15 protein-coding genes are annotated in these 18,426 nt (G+C 63.0%); 10 read left to right on the forward strand and 5 right to left on the reverse strand.

Annotation, left to right across the window (positions count from 1 at the left end; all coding sequences use genetic code 11):
• Nucleotides 1-16: 16 nt before the first annotated feature.
• The 5 genes from ACMUOY_RS13415 to ACMUOY_RS13435 form a co-directional block, all read right to left on the reverse strand.
• Entirely contained in the window at nt 17-859 is an 843-nt protein-coding gene (locus ACMUOY_RS13415; protein ID WP_413893229.1) for an EamA family transporter, read from the reverse strand.
• 79 nt (nt 860-938) lie between these two features.
• Nucleotides 939-2,600, reverse strand: a complete 1,662-nt coding sequence (locus ACMUOY_RS13420) for a Na/Pi cotransporter family protein (RefSeq protein ID WP_413893230.1) — start codon at nt 2,598-2,600, stop codon at nt 939-941.
• 88 nt (nt 2,601-2,688) lie between these two features.
• Nucleotides 2,689-4,107, reverse strand: coding sequence for a phosphonoacetaldehyde dehydrogenase (gene phnY / locus ACMUOY_RS13425; RefSeq protein ID WP_413893244.1), 1,419 nt, complete (start codon nt 4,105-4,107; stop codon nt 2,689-2,691).
• Between the two features lie 61 nt (nt 4,108-4,168).
• Entirely contained in the window at nt 4,169-5,413 is a 1,245-nt protein-coding gene (gene phnA, locus ACMUOY_RS13430) for a phosphonoacetate hydrolase (protein WP_413893231.1), read from the reverse strand.
• A 21-nt stretch (nt 5,414-5,434) separates the two neighbouring features.
• Entirely contained in the window at nt 5,435-6,157 is a 723-nt protein-coding gene (locus ACMUOY_RS13435) for a phosphonate utilization associated transcriptional regulator (RefSeq protein ID WP_413893232.1), read from the reverse strand.
• A 185-nt stretch (nt 6,158-6,342) separates the two neighbouring features.
• Between ACMUOY_RS13435 and ACMUOY_RS13440 the strand changes: the two genes are divergently transcribed.
• The 10 genes from ACMUOY_RS13440 to ACMUOY_RS13485 are packed head-to-tail and all read left to right on the forward strand — an operon-like array spanning nt 6,343 to nt 18,249.
• Nucleotides 6,343-7,386 carry a putative 2-aminoethylphosphonate ABC transporter substrate-binding protein gene (locus ACMUOY_RS13440; protein WP_413893245.1) on the forward strand — a complete coding sequence of 348 codons (1,044 nt, stop codon included), beginning with the start codon at nt 6,343-6,345 and terminating at the stop codon, nt 7,384-7,386.
• Nucleotides 7,387-7,446: 60 nt separating this feature from the next.
• Nucleotides 7,447-8,499 carry a putative 2-aminoethylphosphonate ABC transporter ATP-binding protein gene (locus ACMUOY_RS13445; protein ID WP_413893233.1) on the forward strand — a complete coding sequence of 351 codons (1,053 nt, stop codon included), beginning with the start codon at nt 7,447-7,449 and terminating at the stop codon, nt 8,497-8,499.
• A complete protein-coding gene (locus tag ACMUOY_RS13450; protein ID WP_413893234.1) occupies nt 8,499-10,220 on the forward strand; it encodes a putative 2-aminoethylphosphonate ABC transporter permease subunit in 1,722 nt (573 codons plus the stop codon). Before ACMUOY_RS13445 ends, ACMUOY_RS13450 begins: the two co-directional genes overlap by 1 nt.
• A gap of 37 nt (nt 10,221-10,257) precedes the next feature.
• Complete coding sequence (locus ACMUOY_RS13455; RefSeq protein ID WP_413893235.1) at nt 10,258-11,376, forward strand: 2-aminoethylphosphonate--pyruvate transaminase; 1,119 nt, start codon at nt 10,258-10,260, stop codon at nt 11,374-11,376.
• Nucleotides 11,377-11,403: 27 nt separating this feature from the next.
• Nucleotides 11,404-12,777, forward strand: a complete 1,374-nt coding sequence (locus tag ACMUOY_RS13460) for a glutamine synthetase family protein (RefSeq protein WP_413893236.1) — start codon at nt 11,404-11,406, stop codon at nt 12,775-12,777.
• 5 nt (nt 12,778-12,782) lie between these two features.
• The gene (locus tag ACMUOY_RS13465; protein WP_413893237.1) at nt 12,783-14,186 is read left to right on the forward strand and encodes an aspartate aminotransferase family protein; all 1,404 of its coding nucleotides are present in this window, start codon (nt 12,783-12,785) and stop codon (nt 14,184-14,186) included.
• A 48-nt stretch (nt 14,187-14,234) separates the two neighbouring features.
• The gene (locus ACMUOY_RS13470) at nt 14,235-15,368 is read left to right on the forward strand and encodes an iron-containing alcohol dehydrogenase (RefSeq protein WP_413893238.1); all 1,134 of its coding nucleotides are present in this window, start codon (nt 14,235-14,237) and stop codon (nt 15,366-15,368) included.
• Between the two features lie 2 nt (nt 15,369-15,370).
• Nucleotides 15,371-16,153, forward strand: coding sequence for a gamma-glutamyl-gamma-aminobutyrate hydrolase family protein (locus tag ACMUOY_RS13475; RefSeq protein ID WP_413893239.1), 783 nt, complete (start codon nt 15,371-15,373; stop codon nt 16,151-16,153).
• Entirely contained in the window at nt 16,150-17,538 is a 1,389-nt protein-coding gene (locus tag ACMUOY_RS13480) for an aldehyde dehydrogenase family protein (protein WP_413893240.1), read from the forward strand. The genes ACMUOY_RS13475 and ACMUOY_RS13480 overlap by 4 nt, the downstream gene beginning before the upstream one ends.
• A gap of 48 nt (nt 17,539-17,586) precedes the next feature.
• Nucleotides 17,587-18,249 carry an HAD family hydrolase gene (locus tag ACMUOY_RS13485; RefSeq protein ID WP_413893241.1) on the forward strand — a complete coding sequence of 221 codons (663 nt, stop codon included), beginning with the start codon at nt 17,587-17,589 and terminating at the stop codon, nt 18,247-18,249.
• Nucleotides 18,250-18,426: the final 177 nt, after the last annotated feature.

Genomic DNA, 18,426 nt, shown 5'->3' on the forward strand with positions numbered 1-18,426 from the left:
TGGTACGGTAAACAGACTAGCCCATTCGCAACGCCATGACGCCCGAGGCGATCATGGCGGCACCGAACACCCTTCGGCGCGTCAGTGCCTCTTTCAGAAACCAGACCCCCAGCAGCACGGCAAACAGGACCGAAGTCTCGCGCAAAGCGGCCACGGTGGCGACCGGCGCGCGCGTCATGGCCCACAGGGCGATGCCGTAGGAGCCGAGCGAGGCGCAGGCGCCAATCGTGGCCAGCGGCCAGCGGTGACGGGCGTAGCGGCCGAGCGCGGGTCCGCGTGTGGCAAACATGAGCAACGCGAATGGCCAGCCGTCGAAGAGGAAGAGCGTAGCGACATATTGCAGGGCATTGCCCGACGCGCGCACACCGAGCCCGTCGACCACGGTATAGACGGCAATGATGACGGCATTGGCAAGCGCGAAGGCAACGGCTTTGGGAGCCTCCAGGGCATGGCGGTTGAGGCCCAGAACCAGTACGCCGCAACTGATGCCGATGACGCCGGCCCAGGCCAACGGCGACAGTGTCTCACCCAGCGTGAATGTCGCTGACAAAGCGACCAGAAGCGGCGCGACGCCGCGCATCAAAGGGTAGGTCAGTCCCAGATCGCCATGCCGGTAGGCTCCCGTCAGCGCTAGGTAATAGCCGATATGGATCACGACCGACGCGGCGATGAACGGCCAGGCCTCTGCCTTGGGCCAGCCCACCAGGCCCACCAGGGGAATGGCCATGAACGACCCGATCAGGTGGATCGTGGCCATGTCCAGATCCTTGTCCTTGCTCGACTTGACCAGCGCATTCCAGCTGGCGTGCAGCAGCGCAGCAAACAGCACCGCCCCTACCACCAGCCAACTGAGCGTCATGGGGCGGGGCTCAACGGCGCCTGTGGGCGAAGTGCTGGCGAAAGGAGCCCGGCCAATGCACGTTTCATCATCCGATGGCTCAAACGGCCGCCTCGGGCTCACGCAGGCGCGTCTTGGTCAAGGCGCCGGCGGCTTCCAGGATGGGGTAGGCGATCGAGCAGATGTGCGAGTTGATGCGCTTCAGGTCGCTGATCAGGTCAATGTGCAGCGAACTGGTGCCGATGCTCTCCGGCGTGTTGTCTTGCAGGCGTGAAAGGTGCGTCGAGGCGTACTCGCGTTCAAGATCCCGGAAGTGCGCCTTTTCCTGGAGAAGCTTCTGTGCATCCTCGATTTGCCCGTCCAGGAAAACGCTCATCCCGAGCCGCAGATTGGAGACCAGCCGCTCGTGCATGTGGCAGATTTCCGCCATGCCCGCATCCGAGAAGCTCCGGCCGGGGCGGATCTTCTTGTCTTCGATGTCCTGCAAGACACGCTCGATGGTGTCACCGATCTGCTCCATGTTGATCGTGAAGGAGACGATGTCGGCCCAGCGGCGACCCTCGCGCTCGGACAAGGCCTCCCGCGAGATCTGGGTCAGGTAGAACTTGATGGCCGAGTACAGCTCGTCGACGGTGTCGTCACTTGCACGCAGCTGCCCGGCCAGCGTGAGGTCGTTGGTCCGTATGACCGTCACGACGCCGCGCAGCATGGTTTCGACGACGTCGGCCTGATGAAGGGCCTCGCGGGCGGCGCACGAAATGGCCAGTGACGGCGTCGCCAGTGCGGTCGGGTCGAGGTGTTGCGGGCGATTGACAGGACCCTTTTTCAGGGGGACCGGCAGCCAGCGATCGAGTCGAGCGCCGAGAGTGCGGGTAAAGCCGATGAACAGGAGACCCAGGACGATGTTGAACAGGAAGTGAAAGCTCACGACCTGGCTCAAAGGGGAGGGCATGTAGGGGGCGACGCCCTTCAGCACGGCCGGAACGTAGGGCATGAGGACCAGCATCAGCGCGCAGCCGATACCCTTGAAGATCAGGTTCCCGATCGGGACGCGACGCTCTGCAGGACCATTTCGGGCGGTCGACAGAACCGCGAGAATGCCGCTGCCCAGATTGGCCCCCAGGACCAGTCCGAGCGCCACCGTCAGCGGGAGAATGCCCGAGGCGGCCAGGGCGGCCGTCAGCAGCACGATGGCCAGACTCGAATAGGAAAAGATCGTCAGCACAGCGCCGACGGCGATGTCCAGCAGCACTTCATTCGGCAGCGCGGTCAGCAGGCTTTGCACCAGGGGTGACTGGGTCATCGGCCGGGTCGCAGACACGATGAGCTGCAACGCCAGGGTAATGAGCCCCAGACCGATCATGACCCGCCCGACCCGCCCGGCCGTGGTGGCCTGCCGTGACGTGAAGAGGATCACGCCGATCACGATGAGCAGGGGAGACAGCCAGGACAGGTCGAAGGAAAAGACCACGGCCATCAGGCTGGTTCCCATGTCGGCGCCGAGCATCACGGCCAGTCCGGCGCCGGTCGCAATCAAGCCTTGCCCGACAAACGAGGACGCGATCAGGCAGGTGGCGGTGCTGCTCTGGATGAGTCCGGTCACACCCAGCCCCGCCAGCATCGCCGTCAACTGGTTGTCGGTGCTCTGCTTGAGCACGCGACGAAGGTCCTCGCCAAGAACCCGCAGCACTCCGGTCCGGACCGTGTGAGTGCCCCAGACCAGCAGGGCAATGGCGGCAAAGAGGTTCAGCAGGTGCTGCATGGACTCGCCGCAGCCTTACGCACGCGGGGCACGCCACTGTAGGGCTCATCACCGGGCTCCATCAGCCGTTGCTCGACGGCCTTCAGGGTCAAAGCCATGGCAGCGAATAGGTCTTCAGGTTGGTGAAACTCTTCATGGCTTCCTGCACGCCCTCCTTGTAGCCCAGACCCGAATCCTTGATGCCGCCAAACGGCGTCAGTTCAAGGCGGTAGCCGGGCACTTCACGGACGTTGACCGAGCCCACCTGAAGCTCATTGATGAAGCGGGTGATGTAGTCCATGCGGTTGGTGCAGACCGCGCTGGACAGGCCGTACGCGGTGCCGTTCGAAATGGCAATCGCCTGATCGATGTCCTTGAACCGGATGATCGGAGAGACCGGCCCGAATGTCTCCTCCCGGGCCACCAGCATGTCCGGGGTCACCTGGTCAAGAACGGTGGGCGAATACAGCGCGCCACGACGCCGGTTGCCCTCGAGCAATCTCGCACCCTGCGCAATGGCCTCGTTGACGCGACGCTCGAAAAACATGGCGGCGGCCTCGTCGATCACGGTTCCCATGTCATTGCCCGGGTCGGCCGGATCGCCGTACTTCCAGGCACGGGTTTTCTCGACAACTTGATCCACAAAGCGATCCGCCACCGCTTCGTGCACCAGCATGCGCTTGACCGCCGTGCAGCGTTGGCCCGAGTTCTTGTACGAGCCCTGCACCGCAAGGGTGGAAGCTTCGTCCAGATCGGCGTCCTCCATCACGATGATGGGATCGTTTCCGCCGAGTTCGAGCACCATGCGCCGGTAGCCGGCTTTGGACGCGATATATTTTCCGATCGCCACGCCGCCGGTGAAGGTCACCAGATCAACAAGCTCATTGGTGATGAGTTCATCTGCGATTTCCCGCGGGTCGCCCGTGATCACGCTCAGCATCTCGGGTGGCAGACCGGCTTCGTACAGGATGTCGGCAAACAGGATTGCCGAAAAAGGCACCTTTTCGCTCGGCTTGAGCACCATGCGATTGTTGGTGGCAATGCTGGGGACGACTTTGTGCGCCACCTGGTTCATCGGGTGGTTGAAAGGCGTGATCGCACAAATGACGCCCAGCAAGGGTGAGCGCTGGGTATAGACGCGTCGCTTCTTGCCGTGCGGCGTCAGGTCGCAACTGAAGATCTGCCCATCATCCTTGAGCACTTCGCTGGCGCCGAATGCGAGCACGTCGCTGACCCGTCCGGCTTCGTACAGCGCGTCCTTGATGCAAAGGCCGGACTCGGCGCTGATGAGTTGCGCGACCTGATCCAGCCGCTGGCTGATGATGACGGCCGCCCGGTTCAATACGGCTGCCCGTTCGTAGCGGGTGAGCCGGGGCTGGAAGCCGTGTGCGATGGCAAAGGCTTCACGCGCCTCGTCGAGGGTCGCCTTCGGAACGGTTCCGAGAATCTTCTCCGTGTAAGGGTTGTACACGGTGATGGTCCGGTCATCCGGTCGACCGGCGCCTCGCGGGCGCCCGGCTATGCGCATGGCGTTGAGCTGATGGTCCTGGATGTAGGCTTCGATCATGGTGCAGACCCGGTGATCCGCCTTACTGGGCGTAATTCAGCGCCAATTCAAAGGCGTCAAAATTTCTGAAGCGCCGCGTCGTATCCAGGCCCGGCAAGACGCGGTTGATGATCAGCGGCACGCGCTGTTCGCTGATGCCGCCATGGGAGCGCAGCGGGACTTCGAGCGCAGACAGGTCATGGCGCGCCGCCGAAGTGCCGATCACGGTGAAGCGCTCGGACACGACCACCAGGTCGCCGATGCGGTCCGCGGGCAGTTCGAAGCGCTCGGCGGCCTGCTCGCGTGTCAGCACGACCTCGATGCCCCGGACCGCCTGCAGGCGAGCACAGGCCTCAGGTAGGTCGACGCCATTCGGAAGGTACACCGTGGCGAATGAACCCAGCGCACCGTGGTGGACCACATAGGGGTCGGTAATGGGAAGGATGACACGGGCCTTGGAAACGATGTGGGCATCGGTCGTGCCCAGCCAGGCATCGAACCAGTCCTGCAGGTAGATGACGTCCGGCGTGCCGTCCATCGCGACCTTGGCGTTCATGCCGTGGTCGGCGGTCAAGGCGATCACACAACCCAGCGCTTCAAGCTGCGCCAGATAGCCGTCCATCATGGCGTAGAAATCATTGGCGCCCGTCGTTCCGGGGGCATGCTTGTGCTGGACGTAATCCGTGGTGGACAGGTACATCACATCCGGGCGCACTTTCTCCATCAGTTTGACGCCGGCGGCAAAGACGAACTCCGACAGGTCGGCGCTGTAGACGCTGGGCAAGGGCTTGCCGACCAGCGCGAGCACGTCGCTGATGCCGTTCTCGCCAAGGGTGGCCTGATCGGCCTTTTCGGCGGAAAAACAGATGCCCTTCATCTTGTGGCCCAGCAGCGCTCGAAGCTTGTCCTTGGCTGTGACCACGGCAATCGACAGGCCTGTATCGGCCAGGGCGGCCAGCAATGTGGGCGCGCGCAGCCACTTGGGATCGTTCATCATGACTTCGGTATTGCTGCCGACGTCGTACAGATAGTTGCCGCAGATGCCATGCACGCTGGGCGGCACCCCAGTCACGATCGAAAGGTTGTTCGGATTGGTGAAACTCGGCACCACGCAATCGGCGACCAGGCCCACACCCTTGGCAAGCGCCGTCTTGAGCCAGGGCATCCGGCCCGTGGCCACGGCTTGTGCCAGGTAGTCGGGCTCGCAGCCGTCTACGCAAACCACGACCGTGGGTTGTTTGGGGGACTTGTAGCTTCTGCCGTTGACAGTGAGCATTGGCGAGTTCATGGTGATCCTTTTCTGTTCTCGTCAGTCAGACGGGTGTGTAATCGGAATGCTCTCCAGACCCACACCCTGACGCCGCAGGTCGTTGGCAATGGTTCGCTCCTTGCTTTCCATGACATGGTCAAACATGGCTCGGCCCGCGGCTTGGGGGTCTCCGGTCGCGATGGCCTGGACAATTTTCTGGTGTTCGCCCGCCGAGACCGGCATCAGCCAGCCTTCGGCCAGGTTGCGGCGGCGAAACAGCGACAGTTCCTTGATGAACTTGCGGTAGATGGACGTCAATTTCCGGTTGCCCGTCATTTCAACCAGGCGGTCGTGAAACTTCAGGTTGAGCATGTGGTACTCGTAGGCTTCGTGCGTCTTCACGGCCTGGGTCATGGCAGCCACAAGCCCGCGCAGTTCCTTGAGCTGGGGTGGAGTGATGCTTTCGGCTAGCCGTCGTCCCACCCATTCGTCCATCGCGGCGCGCAGGTCAAAGATCTCAATCGCCTCGTCCATGGGAATATCGCGGACAAAGACGCCGCGATTCTTCTCGGTTCGAACCAGGCCCGCCTCGTCGAGGACGCGAAAGGCCTCGCGAACGGGCCCGCGCGAGACGCCCATCTTCTCGGCAAGAGCCGCTTCCAGCAACTTGGAGCCCGGGGCGTATTCGCCCGCCAGAATGGCGCGCTCGATCTCCTGCTGCACCACGCTGGCGAGCGAATTGCTCTGGAGCAGGGCAATGGTCGGATGCAGGGCGGCGCTCATGCCGCACATTGGATCACAAAACTGCATATTGTCAACAATCTGCAAAAAGCAATTGACAACGCTTATTGACCGACGTTAAATAAAAGCCGAATGAATGGAAAAGTGGATTTGGCTTCGCTGGCGGCGGCCGGTCATTTCACTGACACAGTCAGGTCATAGCATTGCAAACTCTAGCTCTGAAGGAAATTGACGTGCATCTGTCCAAGCTCTCCAAAACCCTCGTCCTGACCGGTCTGCTGGCGCTGGCCGGTGCGGCCTCAGCCCAAAAAACCCAGTTGCTGGTCTATACCGCGCTGGAAACGGACCAGATCAAGGCCTATCAGGAGGGCTTCAACAAGGTCAATCCGGATATCGAGATCAAGTGGGTTCGTGACTCCACAGGCGTGATCACGGCCAAACTGCTGGCTGAAAAGGCCAATCCCCAGGCCGACGTGGTGATGGGGGTGGCCGCCTCCAGTCTGGCGCTGCTTGACAAACAAGGCATGTTGATCCCCTATGCCCCACTGAACCTTGATGCGATCATGAGTCAGTACCGGGACAAGAAGAGTCCGCCAGCCTGGTTTGGCATGGATGTCTGGGGTGCCACGGTGTGCTTCAACACGGTCGAAGCCAAGAAGAAGAACATCCCCGCGCCCGAGACGTGGCAGGATCTGACCAAGCCGGTTTACAAGGGCCAGATCGTGATGCCCAATCCGGCGTCAAGCGGCACCGGCTACTTTGATGTCGTGGCCTGGCTGACCCTTTTTGGTGACAAGGATGGCAAGGGTGGCGGCTGGAAATACATGGACGGGCTGCACGAGAACATTGCTCAGTACACCCATTCGGGCTCCAAGCCCTGCAACATGGCCGCCAGTGGCGAGTTTGTGGTCGGCATTTCGTTCGAATACCGTGCCAACGCCAACAAGGCCAAGGGCGCTCCGATCGACCTGATCTTCCCGAAGGAAGGTCTTGGCTGGGACCTGGAGGCTTTCGCGATCCACAAGGGTACCAAGAAGCTTGACGCGGCCAAGAAACTGGCCGACTGGGCGTCGAGCAAGGATGCAATGTTGCTATACGGCAAGAATTTTGCCATCACCGCCCAGCCCGGCGTGGCTGCACCTTTGGCCAACGTCCCCAAGGATTACGAGGCGCGCCTGGTCAAGCTGGACTTCAACTACGCTGCAGAACAGCGCGAACGCATCCTGGCGGAGTGGACCAAGCGCTATAACGGAAAGACGGAAAAGCGCTGATCTCCTCCGCAAACCCTGGGCCGCGTCATTCGTATGAGCGGCCCTTCATTTATTGCACGCATGAATGCGACCCCGTTTCTCGACCTGCGCCATATTCGCAAGGAATTTGGTGGCTTCACTGCCTTGGCGGACATCAACCTTGAGATTGGACGGGGGGATTTCGTCTGCTTTCTGGGGCCATCGGGTTGCGGCAAGACGACTTTGCTGCGCATCATTGCAGGGCTGGAGGTTCAGACGCGCGGACAGATCCTGCAGGACGGACGCGATATCTCGTTGTTGCCTCCAGCGTTGCGCGACTATGGCATCGTGTTCCAGAGCTATGCCCTGTTTCCCAATCTCAGCGTGGCCGACAACGTCGCCTATGGCCTGGTCAATCGCAAGACGCCGCGCGCCGAAATCCGGCAGCGTGTGACCGAGCTGGTCAAACTGGTGGGACTGCCAGGCAGTGAAAACAAGTTTCCGGGACAACTCTCCGGCGGGCAGCAGCAGCGAATTGCGCTGGCTCGAGCCTTAGCCACCTCACCGGGCCTGTTGTTGCTTGATGAACCTCTTTCTGCGTTGGACGCGTTGGAGCGAATTCGGCTGCGCCAGGAGATCCGGGCCTTGCAGCAGAAGCTGGGTGTCACCACCATCATGGTGACGCACGATCAGGAAGAGGCACTCAGCGTGGCCGATCGCATTGTGGTGATGAATCACGGCGTGATCGAACAGGTGGGCACACCCATGGAGGTTTATCGGGAGCCTGCCACGCCTTTCGTGGCAGATTTCGTGGGCAAGGTCAACGTCCTGCCGGCACGCCGGGTGGACGGTGAACTTCATCTAGGCAGCCTGCGCCTGCCCAGCGAAGGGTCTGATGGTGATGTCCGCGTCTACATGCGGCCCGAGGATGTACTCGCACGTCCTATTGCACCCGGTGATCTGCACGTGTTTGATGCTTGCATCGACAAGATCGAATTCCTGGGTTCGTTTTGCCATGTGCATGTGGCGTCGCCCGCACTTGGCGCCCACAAACTGACGGTCTACCTGTCGTTGAATTTTCTGTCCGAGCAATCCCTGCAGGTCGGCTCCACAGTGACGCTCAAACTGCTGCCTGAACGCGTCAAGGTGTTCTGATGACGGCCGCCTTGCCTCGGTCATTGACGACGCGTGCCGTCAGACTCAAGCACCACTGGGTGGACCGACTGGCCCACGTCCTCATTGCGTTGATTGCGATCCTGCTGGTCGCCTTTCTGGCCAGTCCCTTGCTGGCAATCCTGCTGCAGGCACTGGAAGGTCGTGAGGGCGAGTTCGTCTGGTTTGACAACTTCATTGCCTACGCGAAAACACCGGCCCTGCTGGACAGCCTGTGGAACAGCGTATGGGTTTCCTGTGTGGTCACGCTGATCGTGCTGCCCCTGAGTTTCACGTTTGCCTACGCACTGACGCGTTCGTGCATGCCGTTCAAGTCCCTTTTCCGAGGGATCACTCTGATCCCGTTGCTGGCGCCTTCGTTGTTGTCGGCAATCTCACTGATTTACTGGTTCGGCAACCAGGGTGTCCTCAAGGGCTGGATGCAGGGCATCGGCATCGATCAGATCTACGGCGCGCCGGGCATTGTTCTGGCCGAGTGCCTTGCGGTCTTTCCGCACACACTGATGATCCTGATCACGGCCTTGAGCCTGTCCGACGCCCGCCTGTACGAAGCCGCAGATGCCATGGGTACGCGCGCGGGTCGCAAGTTCCTGACCATTACCTTGCCGGGCGCCAAGTACGGCCTGATTTCGGCGGCTCTGGTCACCTTCACGCTGGTGATGACGGACTTCGGCATCCCCAAAGTCATAGGCGGCAATTTCAATGTTCTCGCCACCGACGTCTTCAAACTGGTGATCGGGCAGCAGGATTTTCCCAAAGGCGCCGTGGTGGCCATCCTGTTGCTGGCACCGGCCGTGCTGACCTTTGGTGTCGACCATTACGTCAGCCGACGCCAGACGGCCATGCTAACCGCGCGTGCCGTGCCCTATGCGCCGAAGGCGTCGCCCGCGTACGACCGGCTGATGACACTCTATTGCGGAGTGATTGCCGCTCTCGTGCTGGCGATGCTGGGCATGGCTGTGTTCGCCTCACTGGCCTCTTTATGGCCGTACAACCTGAAACCCAGCCTGCGGCACTACGAACTGGGTCTGCTCGACGCTGAGGTCGGCGTTGCGTTTTTCAACAGCATCAAGATGGCCGCGGGCACGGCCCTGTTTGGCACGTTTCTGGTATTTACAGGCGCCTACCTTCTGGAGAAGACCAAGGGCATGGACAACGTGCGCGGACTGGTGCGTCTGCTGGCTGTTTTGCCGATGGCGGTCCCGGGTCTGGTTCTGGGTCTTGGGTACATCTTCTTCTTCAACGCGCCTAACAATCCACTGGGTGGCCTTTACCACACCCTGACGCTGTTGACGATTTGCACCATCGTTCACTTCTACACCACCGGCCACTTGACCGCTGTGACCGCGCTCAAGGCGCTGGACAGCGAGTTTGAAGCCGTCAGCGCTTCGTTGAAGGTGCCGTTCTTCAAGACCTTCTGGCGGGTCACACTGCCGGTCTGCGCGCCGGCTCTGATCGACATGGCGCGCTATTTCTTCATCAATGCCATGACGACGATATCGGCCGTTGTGTTCTTGTACTCGCCGGAGACCAAGGTCGCCTCCATTGCCATTTTGAATCTGGACGAAGCTGGTGAAATGGGGGCGGCAGCGGCGATGGCGGTGCTGATTGCACTTTCGTCTACTGTGGCGACCCTGCTCTTCATGCTGCTTGCCTGGTGGGTCAATCGCCGCACACAGGCCTGGCGCACCACGACGCGTTGAGCGGCCCAACCCACTGATTGCTGATTGAGGAAAGACCATGGACAGAGACAAGATTCTGTTGACCCCCGGCCCGCTGACGACCACCTTGCGAACCAAGCTCGCGATGCTCAAGGACTGGGGCTCATGGGACGCCGACTTCAACGCCGTCACCGCGCGTGTACGCAAGAGCCTGGTGGACATCATCCACGGGCAGGACTCGCATGTGGTGGTGCCGCTGCAGGGCAGCGGCACCTTCAGCGTCGAGGCCGCCGTGGCTACCGTCGTCCCGCGCGACGGTCATGTGCTCGTGCTCGACAACGGGGCCTACTGCAAGCGCGCCGCGCGCCTGACCAGCCTGATGGGGCGGCGTTGCAGCGTGCTGGATTTTGGCGACCATGAGCCGGTGTCCGCCGCGGCGCTGGACGCGAAGCTCAAGGCCGACGCCAGCATCACGCATGTGCTCATGATCCACTGCGAGACCGGCGCCGGCGTGCTCAATCCGCTGCAGGCCGTGGCCGACGTCAGCGCCGCGCACGGCAAGGGCTTGATCGTCGACGCCATGAGCTCGTTCGCCGCGTTGCCAATCGACGCGCGCACCACGGGTTTCGACGCGCTGGTCGCGGCCAGCGGAAAGTGTCTCGAAGGCGTGCCCGGCATGGGTTTCGTGTTCATCCGCAAGGCCATACTTGACAGCTGCGCGGGGCAAAGCCAGTCGCTCGCCATGGACTTGCACGACCAGTACGTCTACATGGAGAAGACCACTCAATGGCGGTTCACGCCGCCCACGCATGTGGTGGTGGCGCTGGCCGAGGCGATCGCGCAGTTCGAGGAAGACGGGGGTCAGCCCGCGCGCCTGGCACGCTACCAGCAGAACTACGAGACACTGGTGGGCGGCATGGCCGCGCTGGGGTTCAAGCCGTTCCTCGACGCCGGCGTGCAGGCGCCCATCATCGTGACCTTCCACGCGCCGGCGGACGAGCGCTACGACTTCAAGACCTTCTACGCGGCGGCGCGGGCGCGCGGTTTTGTCCTCTATCCCGGCAAGCTCACGCAGGTCGAGACCTTCCGTGTCGGTTGCATCGGCGCGATCGGCAAGGTCGAGATGGAGCAGGCCGTGCACGCAGTGGCGCTGGCCCTGCAGGACATGGGCATTGCGTCCGGCGCACCGGCAGCCTGAACCTGCACGCACACCAAGGAGAACGACATGGCCACAGCCAGAGAGCATCCCGCCGTTGCCGCCATCCGCAAGTCGGGCGCGTCCAAGGTCAAGGTGGCGGTGAGCGACATCGACGGCGTGTTGCGCGGCAAGTACCTGCACCGCGACAAGTTTCTTGGCACGGCCGAGCCGTACCCCAAGGGCGGCTTCGGCTTCTGTGACGTGGTGCTCGGCTGGGACATGATGGACGTCTGCTATGACAACACCACGGTCACCGGGTGGCAGCACGGATTCCCCGACGCGCTGGCGCGGCTTGACCTGGACACCGTACGGCATGTGCCCTGGGACAACGGTGTGCCGTTTTTCCTGGGCGAGTTCATCAACGCCGACGGCACGCCGCATCCGGTGTGCCCGCGCCAGACCCTCAAGCGCGTGCTCAAGCGCGCCGAGAAGATGGGCTTCCAGGTCATGACGGGCATGGAGTTCGAGTGGTACAACTTTGCCGAAACCCCGCAAAGCTGGGCGGCGAAAAAGGGGGTGGAGCCCGAGCCGCTGACGCCCGGCATGTTTGGCTACTCGCTGTTGCGCGTCAATCAGAACCGCGATTTCTTCAACGCCATCATGGACGACATGCTGGCCTTTGGCGTACCGGTGGAAGGCCTGCATACCGAGACCGGTCCCGGCGTGTATGAAGCCGCGATTGGATTCAGCGAGGCGCTGGAGCAGGCGGACCGTGCCATCCTGTTCAAGACAGGCACGCGCGAGATCGGCGCGCGCTTCGGCATCATGCCCAGCTTCATGGCCAAGCCGCACCAGCCTTTGCCCGGTTGCAGCGGCCACATCCACCAGAGCCTGTCGGACGGCAAGAGCAATCTGTTTTTTGATGCCAAGGCGCCGCGTCGCATGAGCAAGCTGTTTGAAAGCTACCTGGCTGGCCAGGTGGCGTGCATGATGGAGTTCGGCCCCATGATCTGGCCCACCATCAACAGCTACAAGCGCCTGGTCGACGGCTTCTGGGCGCCGGTCAAGCCGACCTGGGGCATGGACAACCGCACGGCCAGCTTCCGCGTGATTGCGGGGTCGCCGAAGGCAACCCGGCTTGAGACGCGTTGCCCCGGCGCCGACGTGAACCCGTATCTGGCGATGGCGGCTGTCATCGCCGCCGGCCTGGATGGCGTGGAGAAGGGTCTCAAGCTCACCGCACCGCCGATCACCGGCACCAACCAGGGTGCGGAGCACATTGCGCGTGCACCGCGCACGCTGATCGAGACCACGCGCAATTTCCGTGAATCGAAGATTGCGCGCGACTGGCTGGGCGACACCTTTGTCGACCACTTCGCAGCGACGCGCGAGTGGGAATGGCGCCAATGGCTCGACGCCGTGACCGACTGGGAAATGAAGCGCTACTTCGAGATCATCTGACGGCTATGCACCCAATCAGCGGCGTCAGCCCGAGCCAGAGCGAAGGCGACGTCAACCACAGCGCCCGCCGCGCGAACTGGCAGCGCGAGCACCTCGACCCGGACACGCGTGAATTGTTGGCGCGCGACAGCGCCGCCTTCCTGCACCAATCCGTCTCGACGCCGTGCCTGAATGCCATCCGGCGCGCCGAGGGCATCTGGATCGAGGACACGGCCGACCGGCGTTACATGGATTTCCATGGCAACAACGTGCACCACGTCGGCTACGCGCACCCGCGGGTGTTGGCGGCAATCAAGGTACAGCTTGACGATCTCAGCTTCGCGCCGCGCCGTTTTGCCTGCGACCGCGCGGTCGAACTGGCGGAGGCCTTGTCGGCACAGTTCCAGCGGCTCACCGGTGCGCCCGGGCGCGTGCTTTTCACCACCGGCGGGTCAGATGCCGTGGAGGTGGCGATCAAGCTTGCGCGCACCGCCACCGGGCGCTTCAAGACACTGAGTTTCTGGGACGCGTTCCACGGCGCCGGCTTTGGCGCGAGCAGCGTGGGCGGCGAGTCGTTGTTCCGTGGCGGCCGCGTCGGGCCCTTGCTGCCCGGTAGCGAGCATGTCGCACCCTTCGGCTGCTACCGCTGCGCCTATGGCCACCCAGTGGACGCGCAAGGGCAGCCGGACCTGGAGCGTTGCCGCCTCGCCTGCGCCAGCATGGTGAAGTACGTGCTGGAGCGCGAGGGTGACGTCGCGGCCGTCATTGCCGAGCCCGCGCGCGCGGTGCCCTTTGTGCCGCCGCCGGGCTACTGGCAGGCCGTGCGCGAGGCCTGCAATGCGCACGGCACATTGCTGATCTTCGACGAAATTCCCACCGGACTGGGCAAGACCGGCCGTTTCTTTGCGGCCGAGCACGACGGTGCCGCGCCGGATATCGTGGTGCTGGGCAAAGCGCTTGGCGGCGGCGTGCTGCCGATTGCCGCCTGCGTGGCGCATGAGCGCCTCAACGTCGCAGGCGCCTACGCGTATGGCCACTACACGCACGAGAAAAACCCTGTGACCGCCGCAGCGGCCCTTGCGACGCTGCAGGTGATCGAGCAAGACGACCTGGTCGGGAACGCAGCGCGCGTCGGCGCACATGCGCTGGAACGACTGCATGCGCTCAAGCAACGCCATGCGCTGATCGGCGACGTGCGCGGGCGCGGCTTGCTGCTGGGGCTGGAACTGGTGACCGACCGCGCCGCCAAGTCGCCAGCCGCCGACCAAGCCGAGGCCGTGCTGTACCACGCCATGTCGAACGGCCTGTCGTTCAAGACCACCATGGGCAACGTGCTGACACTCACGCCGCCGCTGATCACCACCGTGGCACAGATGGACCGCGCCATTGACATCCTGGATGCCGCCCTGACGGCGGTCGCCAAGACCTGAGCAATCGACAGAACAACAGACGCAACCATCCATCCCATCGAGGACACCATGAGCATTACCTCCTTTTCATTCCCCACCTCGATCCGTTTCGGCGCCGGCGCGCGCAAGCAGGTCGCCGCACACCTGCTGGAGCAGGGTCTCAAGCGCCCGCTCATCGTCACGGACCGCGCGCTCGGCGCCTTGCCGGTGCTGGCCGAATTCCGCTCCCATCTCGGCGGACTCGACGTTGCGGTGTTTGCCGGTGTGTTCGGCAACCCGACTTGCAGCCAAGTGATGGATGGCGCGGCCGCCTACAAAGCGCATGGAGCCGACTGCATCATTGGTTTCGGTGGCGGCGCTGCGCTGGACGTCGCCAAGGTGGTGGGCGTGGCCGCCACGCATGAAGGCGACATCCTCGAGTACGTCTGGGACCACCCGCAGGTGCGCGCCATCAGCAACCCGCTGCCTTACTTCGTCGCGTTGCCCACCACCTCGGGCACCGGCTCCGAAGTCGGCCGCTCCTCAGTGGTGAGCGAGAACGACACGCATCTCAAGCGTGTTGTCTTCAGCCCGAAGATTCTTGCCCGGATGGTGTTTGCCGATCCCGAACTCACGCTGGGCCTGCCGCCGGCAGTGACGGCCGCCACCGGAATGGATGCGCTCACACACAACGTCGAGAGCTATCTCTCGCCTGCCTACCACCCGCTGTGCGATGGCATTGCGCTGGAGGGGACACGCATCGCTGCAGCCGCCCTGCACACCGCGGTCACGGAGCCCGGCAACCTGCAGGCGCGCAGCGACATGATGATGGCGTCGATGATGGGTGCGATCGCCTTTCAGAAGGACCTCGGCGCGGTGCATTCGGCCGCGCATGCGCTGGGTGCGGTGTGCGACCTGCACCACGGCCTGACCAACGCGCTGATGATCGACACGGTGATGGCCTGGAACTACGAGGCCGTGCCGGCGAAGTTCGATGAACTCGCCCACGTCTGCAAGGTGGCTGGCGGCGGTGCGGCCTTCGTGCCCTGGCTCAAGACGCTCAAGGCCAGCGTCGGCATCACCGGCACGCTGGCCTCGCACGGCGTCAAGCCCGAGCACATTCCGCGCATGGTGGAGATCGCCGTCAAGGACATCTGCCACCAGACCAATCCACGGCCCTGCACGGCAGCGGACTTCGAGCGACTGTTCCAGGCGGCGATGTAACTATGGACCGGCTCAAGATCGGCATCAGCGCCTGCTTCCTGCATCCGGACGCGCAGCGCAGTGTGTTCGCGTTCAAGACCTTGCAGTACATCGAGCAGTCGATGGCGCACTGGGTCATGTCGGCCGGGGCGCTGCCCGTGATGATTCCGTCCCCGGAGGGCGACACGGCCCGTGGCGACGTCGGCCTGGACGATTATGCGCAGTGGCTTGACGGCCTGGTCATGCACGGCGGTGCGGATGTGTGGCCCGGCAGCTACGGCGAAGAGCCGCTGCAGCCGCACTGGAGCGGCGACCGGGTGCGCGACGAGTACGAGATTGCGCTGGTCAAGGCTTTTTCCGCAGCTGACAAACCGGTGTTCGGCATCTGCCGCGGGCTGCAGCTCATCAATGTGGCCTTTGGCGGCACGCTCTACCAGGACATCAGCACCCAGCAACCCGGCGCTCTGGTGCACCGCGACGGGCAGATCTACGACAACAACTTCCACACCCTGGACATCGTGCCCGGATCGCGCCTGAGTCGGCTCCTGCCGGACGCAAGCAGCTACAAAATCAATAGCATCCATCACCAGGGGATCAAGGATCTGGCCCCCGGTTTCGCGGTGGAGGCGCGCTGCCCGGACGACGGCATGATTGAAGCGATCCGCCTGTGCGGCAACGACGCAGGCCGGCCCTGGGTGGCTGCCGTGCAGTGGCATCCCGAATTCCACAAACCCGAACAGGGCGTGATCGACGACGCGCCCATCCTCAACGACTTTCTGGCCGCCGCGCGGGCCACACGATCATGAACACACTTGCCATCCGCAACCCTGCCAATGGCCAGCTCATCACCACCCTGCCCGCCGATGACGCCACATCGGTGGCAACCAAAACCACAGCCGCCCGTGTGGCCCAGCCAGCCTGGGCTGCCACGCCGATGGCTGAGCGCAAGGCCTGCATCGAGCGCTTCCGCTCCGGCGTGGTGCGCGACCTCGAGTCGCTCGCCGTGACGATGACGCGAGAGACCGGAAAGCCCGTCAAGATGTCGCGCAACGAGCTCAACGGCCTGCTCGGCCGCATCGACTTTTTCCTGAAGGAACTCGAGTTGTCGGTGGCCACCGAAACGGTCTTTGAGGATGGTGGCATGAGGGAGCAGATTCAGCACACGCCGCTCGGTGTGGTCGCCAACATCTCGGCCTGGAACTATCCCTGGTTCGTGGGCTGCAACGTCATCGTGCCCGCGCTGCTCACCGGCAACGCCGTGGTTTACAAGCCATCCGAATATGCGACCATGACCGGCCAGGAAATTGCGCGCCTGCTGCACGAGGCCGGCGTGCCACCGGAGGTGATGGTCTGCCTGGTGGGTGCCGGCGCGGTCGGCTCCGCTTTGCTGGAGCAGCCGGTGGATGGCGTGTTCTTCACCGGCTCCGTGGCCACAGGTCAACGCATTGCGCAGGCCGTGGGCAACAAGTTCATCAAGCTGCAGCTTGAGTTGGGCGGCAAGGACCCGACCTACGTGTGCGAGGACGCCGACCCCAAAGCTGCGGCCGAGTCGCTGGCCGACGGCGCGATGTACAACACCGGGCAGAGCTGCTGCTCGGTCGAGCGCATCTACGTGCACGAGAAGATCCACGACGCCTTCGTCGCCGCCTTTGTCGACACCGTCAAGACGTTCCGGACTGGCGACCCGATGGCTGAGGACACCTACATCGGCGCGATCACGCGTGCACCGCAACTGGCGGTGCTCGACGCGCAGGTGGCCGATGCCGTGGCCAAGGGCGCACAGTTGCTGGCCGGCGGCAAGCGCGCGGCCGGACCGTTCGGCGGTGCCGGCAATTGGTACGAGCCCACGGTGTTTGCCAACGTCAACCCCAGCATGGAACTCATGCGTGAAGAGAGCTTCGGGCCCATCATCGGCATCCAGAAGGTCAGTGGCGATGCAGAAGCCGTGAAGCTCATGAACGACACGCGTTACGGACTCACGGCCGGGGTCTACACGCCCGACCAGGAGCGCGCGCAGCGGCTGCTGGCGCAAGTCAATGCTGGCAGCGTCTACTGGAACTGCTGCGACCGCGTGAGCCCGCGGCTGCCCTGGAGCGGCCATGGCGATTCCGGCGTCGGCCTCACCCTGTCGACCTACGGCATCCAGACCTTCACCCGGCCCAAGGCCTGGCACCTCAAGTCCGCGGGGTGAGGGGTTCTACAAGCGCACGAGCAGCAAGCCTCGAGTGACGGTGACGCCGTGAAACTGACCCTTTTTGACCTGGATCACACGCTTCTCAGCGGCGACAGCGATGTCCTGTGGTGCGAGTTTCTGATTCGTGAAGGGGCGCTGGATTCGGGCAGCTTTGCCGCGCGCAATGCCGACATGGAGGCGCGGTACCAAGCCGGCACGGTTGGCGTCGAAGAGTTCGCAGACTTCTATCTGGGTACGCTGACCGGACGAACACCCGAGGACTTGGAGGCGCTGCGCCAGACTTTCCTCGTTGACTGGATAGTCCCCCGCATTCCTGCTTCTGCGGTGGACCTGGTCGGTCGGCATCTGGACGCGGGCGAACTGGTGGTGATGACCACGGCGACCAATCGCTTTATCACCGAGCTGACAGCACTTTACTTCGGCATCGAGCACCTGATTGCGACTGAGCCGCAGGTGGTGGGTGGCCTGTTTACGGGGCGCAGCACGGGTGTACTCAATATGCGCGAAGGAAAAGTACGGCGCCTTCATGATTGGCTCAAGGCGCGTGGCCACCAGCTCAGAGACTTCAAGAGCACCGCCTACAGCGACTCCATCAACGACCTGCCCCTGCTCTTGGCAGTAGATCGTGCCGTGGCGGTGGATCCGGACGCAGGTCTGCGCAAGGAATCGCTGGAGCGGTCGTGGGAGATTCTGCAGCTTGTGCGCTAAACCATGAAACTCCAAGATCAATGTCAGGTTCGGAGATTTGTATTGATTCGGTGATGGCGAAGCAGTGCGGCCCATGGTCGACTCCTGTTGACCGCGCGGATTATTGAGACTTACATAATTCATGACATCACCAGAGCGTAGCCTGCATCCAGCAAGCGGCAATGATGGACGGACGCT

Origin of the sequence: Candidatus Skiveiella danica, assembly GCF_022705245.1 — a bacterium.
In the GTDB taxonomy this organism is placed as follows: Bacteria; Pseudomonadota; Gammaproteobacteria; order Burkholderiales; family Burkholderiaceae_C; genus Skiveiella; species Skiveiella danica.

What these genes read in the sequence shown, in the direction of transcription:
- ACMUOY_RS13435 (WP_413893232.1), bottom strand. Translation starts at nt 6,157, where the DNA reads ATGAGCGCCGCCCTGCATCCGACCATTGCCCTGCTCCAGAGCAATTCG.
- ACMUOY_RS13415 (WP_413893229.1), bottom strand. Translation starts at nt 859, where the DNA reads ATGACGCTCAGTTGGCTGGTGGTAGGGGCGGTGCTGTTTGCTGCGCTG.
- ACMUOY_RS13445 (WP_413893233.1), top strand. Translation starts at nt 7,447, where the DNA reads ATGAATGCGACCCCGTTTCTCGACCTGCGCCATATTCGCAAGGAATTT.
- ACMUOY_RS13420 (WP_413893230.1), bottom strand. Translation starts at nt 2,600, where the DNA reads ATGCAGCACCTGCTGAACCTCTTTGCCGCCATTGCCCTGCTGGTCTGG.
- ACMUOY_RS13470 (WP_413893238.1), top strand. Translation starts at nt 14,235, where the DNA reads ATGAGCATTACCTCCTTTTCATTCCCCACCTCGATCCGTTTCGGCGCC.
- phnA (WP_413893231.1), bottom strand. Translation starts at nt 5,413, where the DNA reads ATGAACTCGCCAATGCTCACTGTCAACGGCAGAAGCTACAAGTCCCCC.
- ACMUOY_RS13465 (WP_413893237.1), top strand. Translation starts at nt 12,783, where the DNA reads ATGCACCCAATCAGCGGCGTCAGCCCGAGCCAGAGCGAAGGCGACGTC.
- ACMUOY_RS13455 (WP_413893235.1), top strand. Translation starts at nt 10,258, where the DNA reads ATGGACAGAGACAAGATTCTGTTGACCCCCGGCCCGCTGACGACCACC.
- ACMUOY_RS13475 (WP_413893239.1), top strand. Translation starts at nt 15,371, where the DNA reads ATGGACCGGCTCAAGATCGGCATCAGCGCCTGCTTCCTGCATCCGGAC.
- ACMUOY_RS13480 (WP_413893240.1), top strand. Translation starts at nt 16,150, where the DNA reads ATGAACACACTTGCCATCCGCAACCCTGCCAATGGCCAGCTCATCACC.
- ACMUOY_RS13460 (WP_413893236.1), top strand. Translation starts at nt 11,404, where the DNA reads ATGGCCACAGCCAGAGAGCATCCCGCCGTTGCCGCCATCCGCAAGTCG.
- ACMUOY_RS13450 (WP_413893234.1), top strand. Translation starts at nt 8,499, where the DNA reads ATGACGGCCGCCTTGCCTCGGTCATTGACGACGCGTGCCGTCAGACTC.
- phnY (WP_413893244.1), bottom strand. Translation starts at nt 4,107, where the DNA reads ATGCGCATAGCCGGGCGCCCGCGAGGCGCCGGTCGACCGGATGACCGG.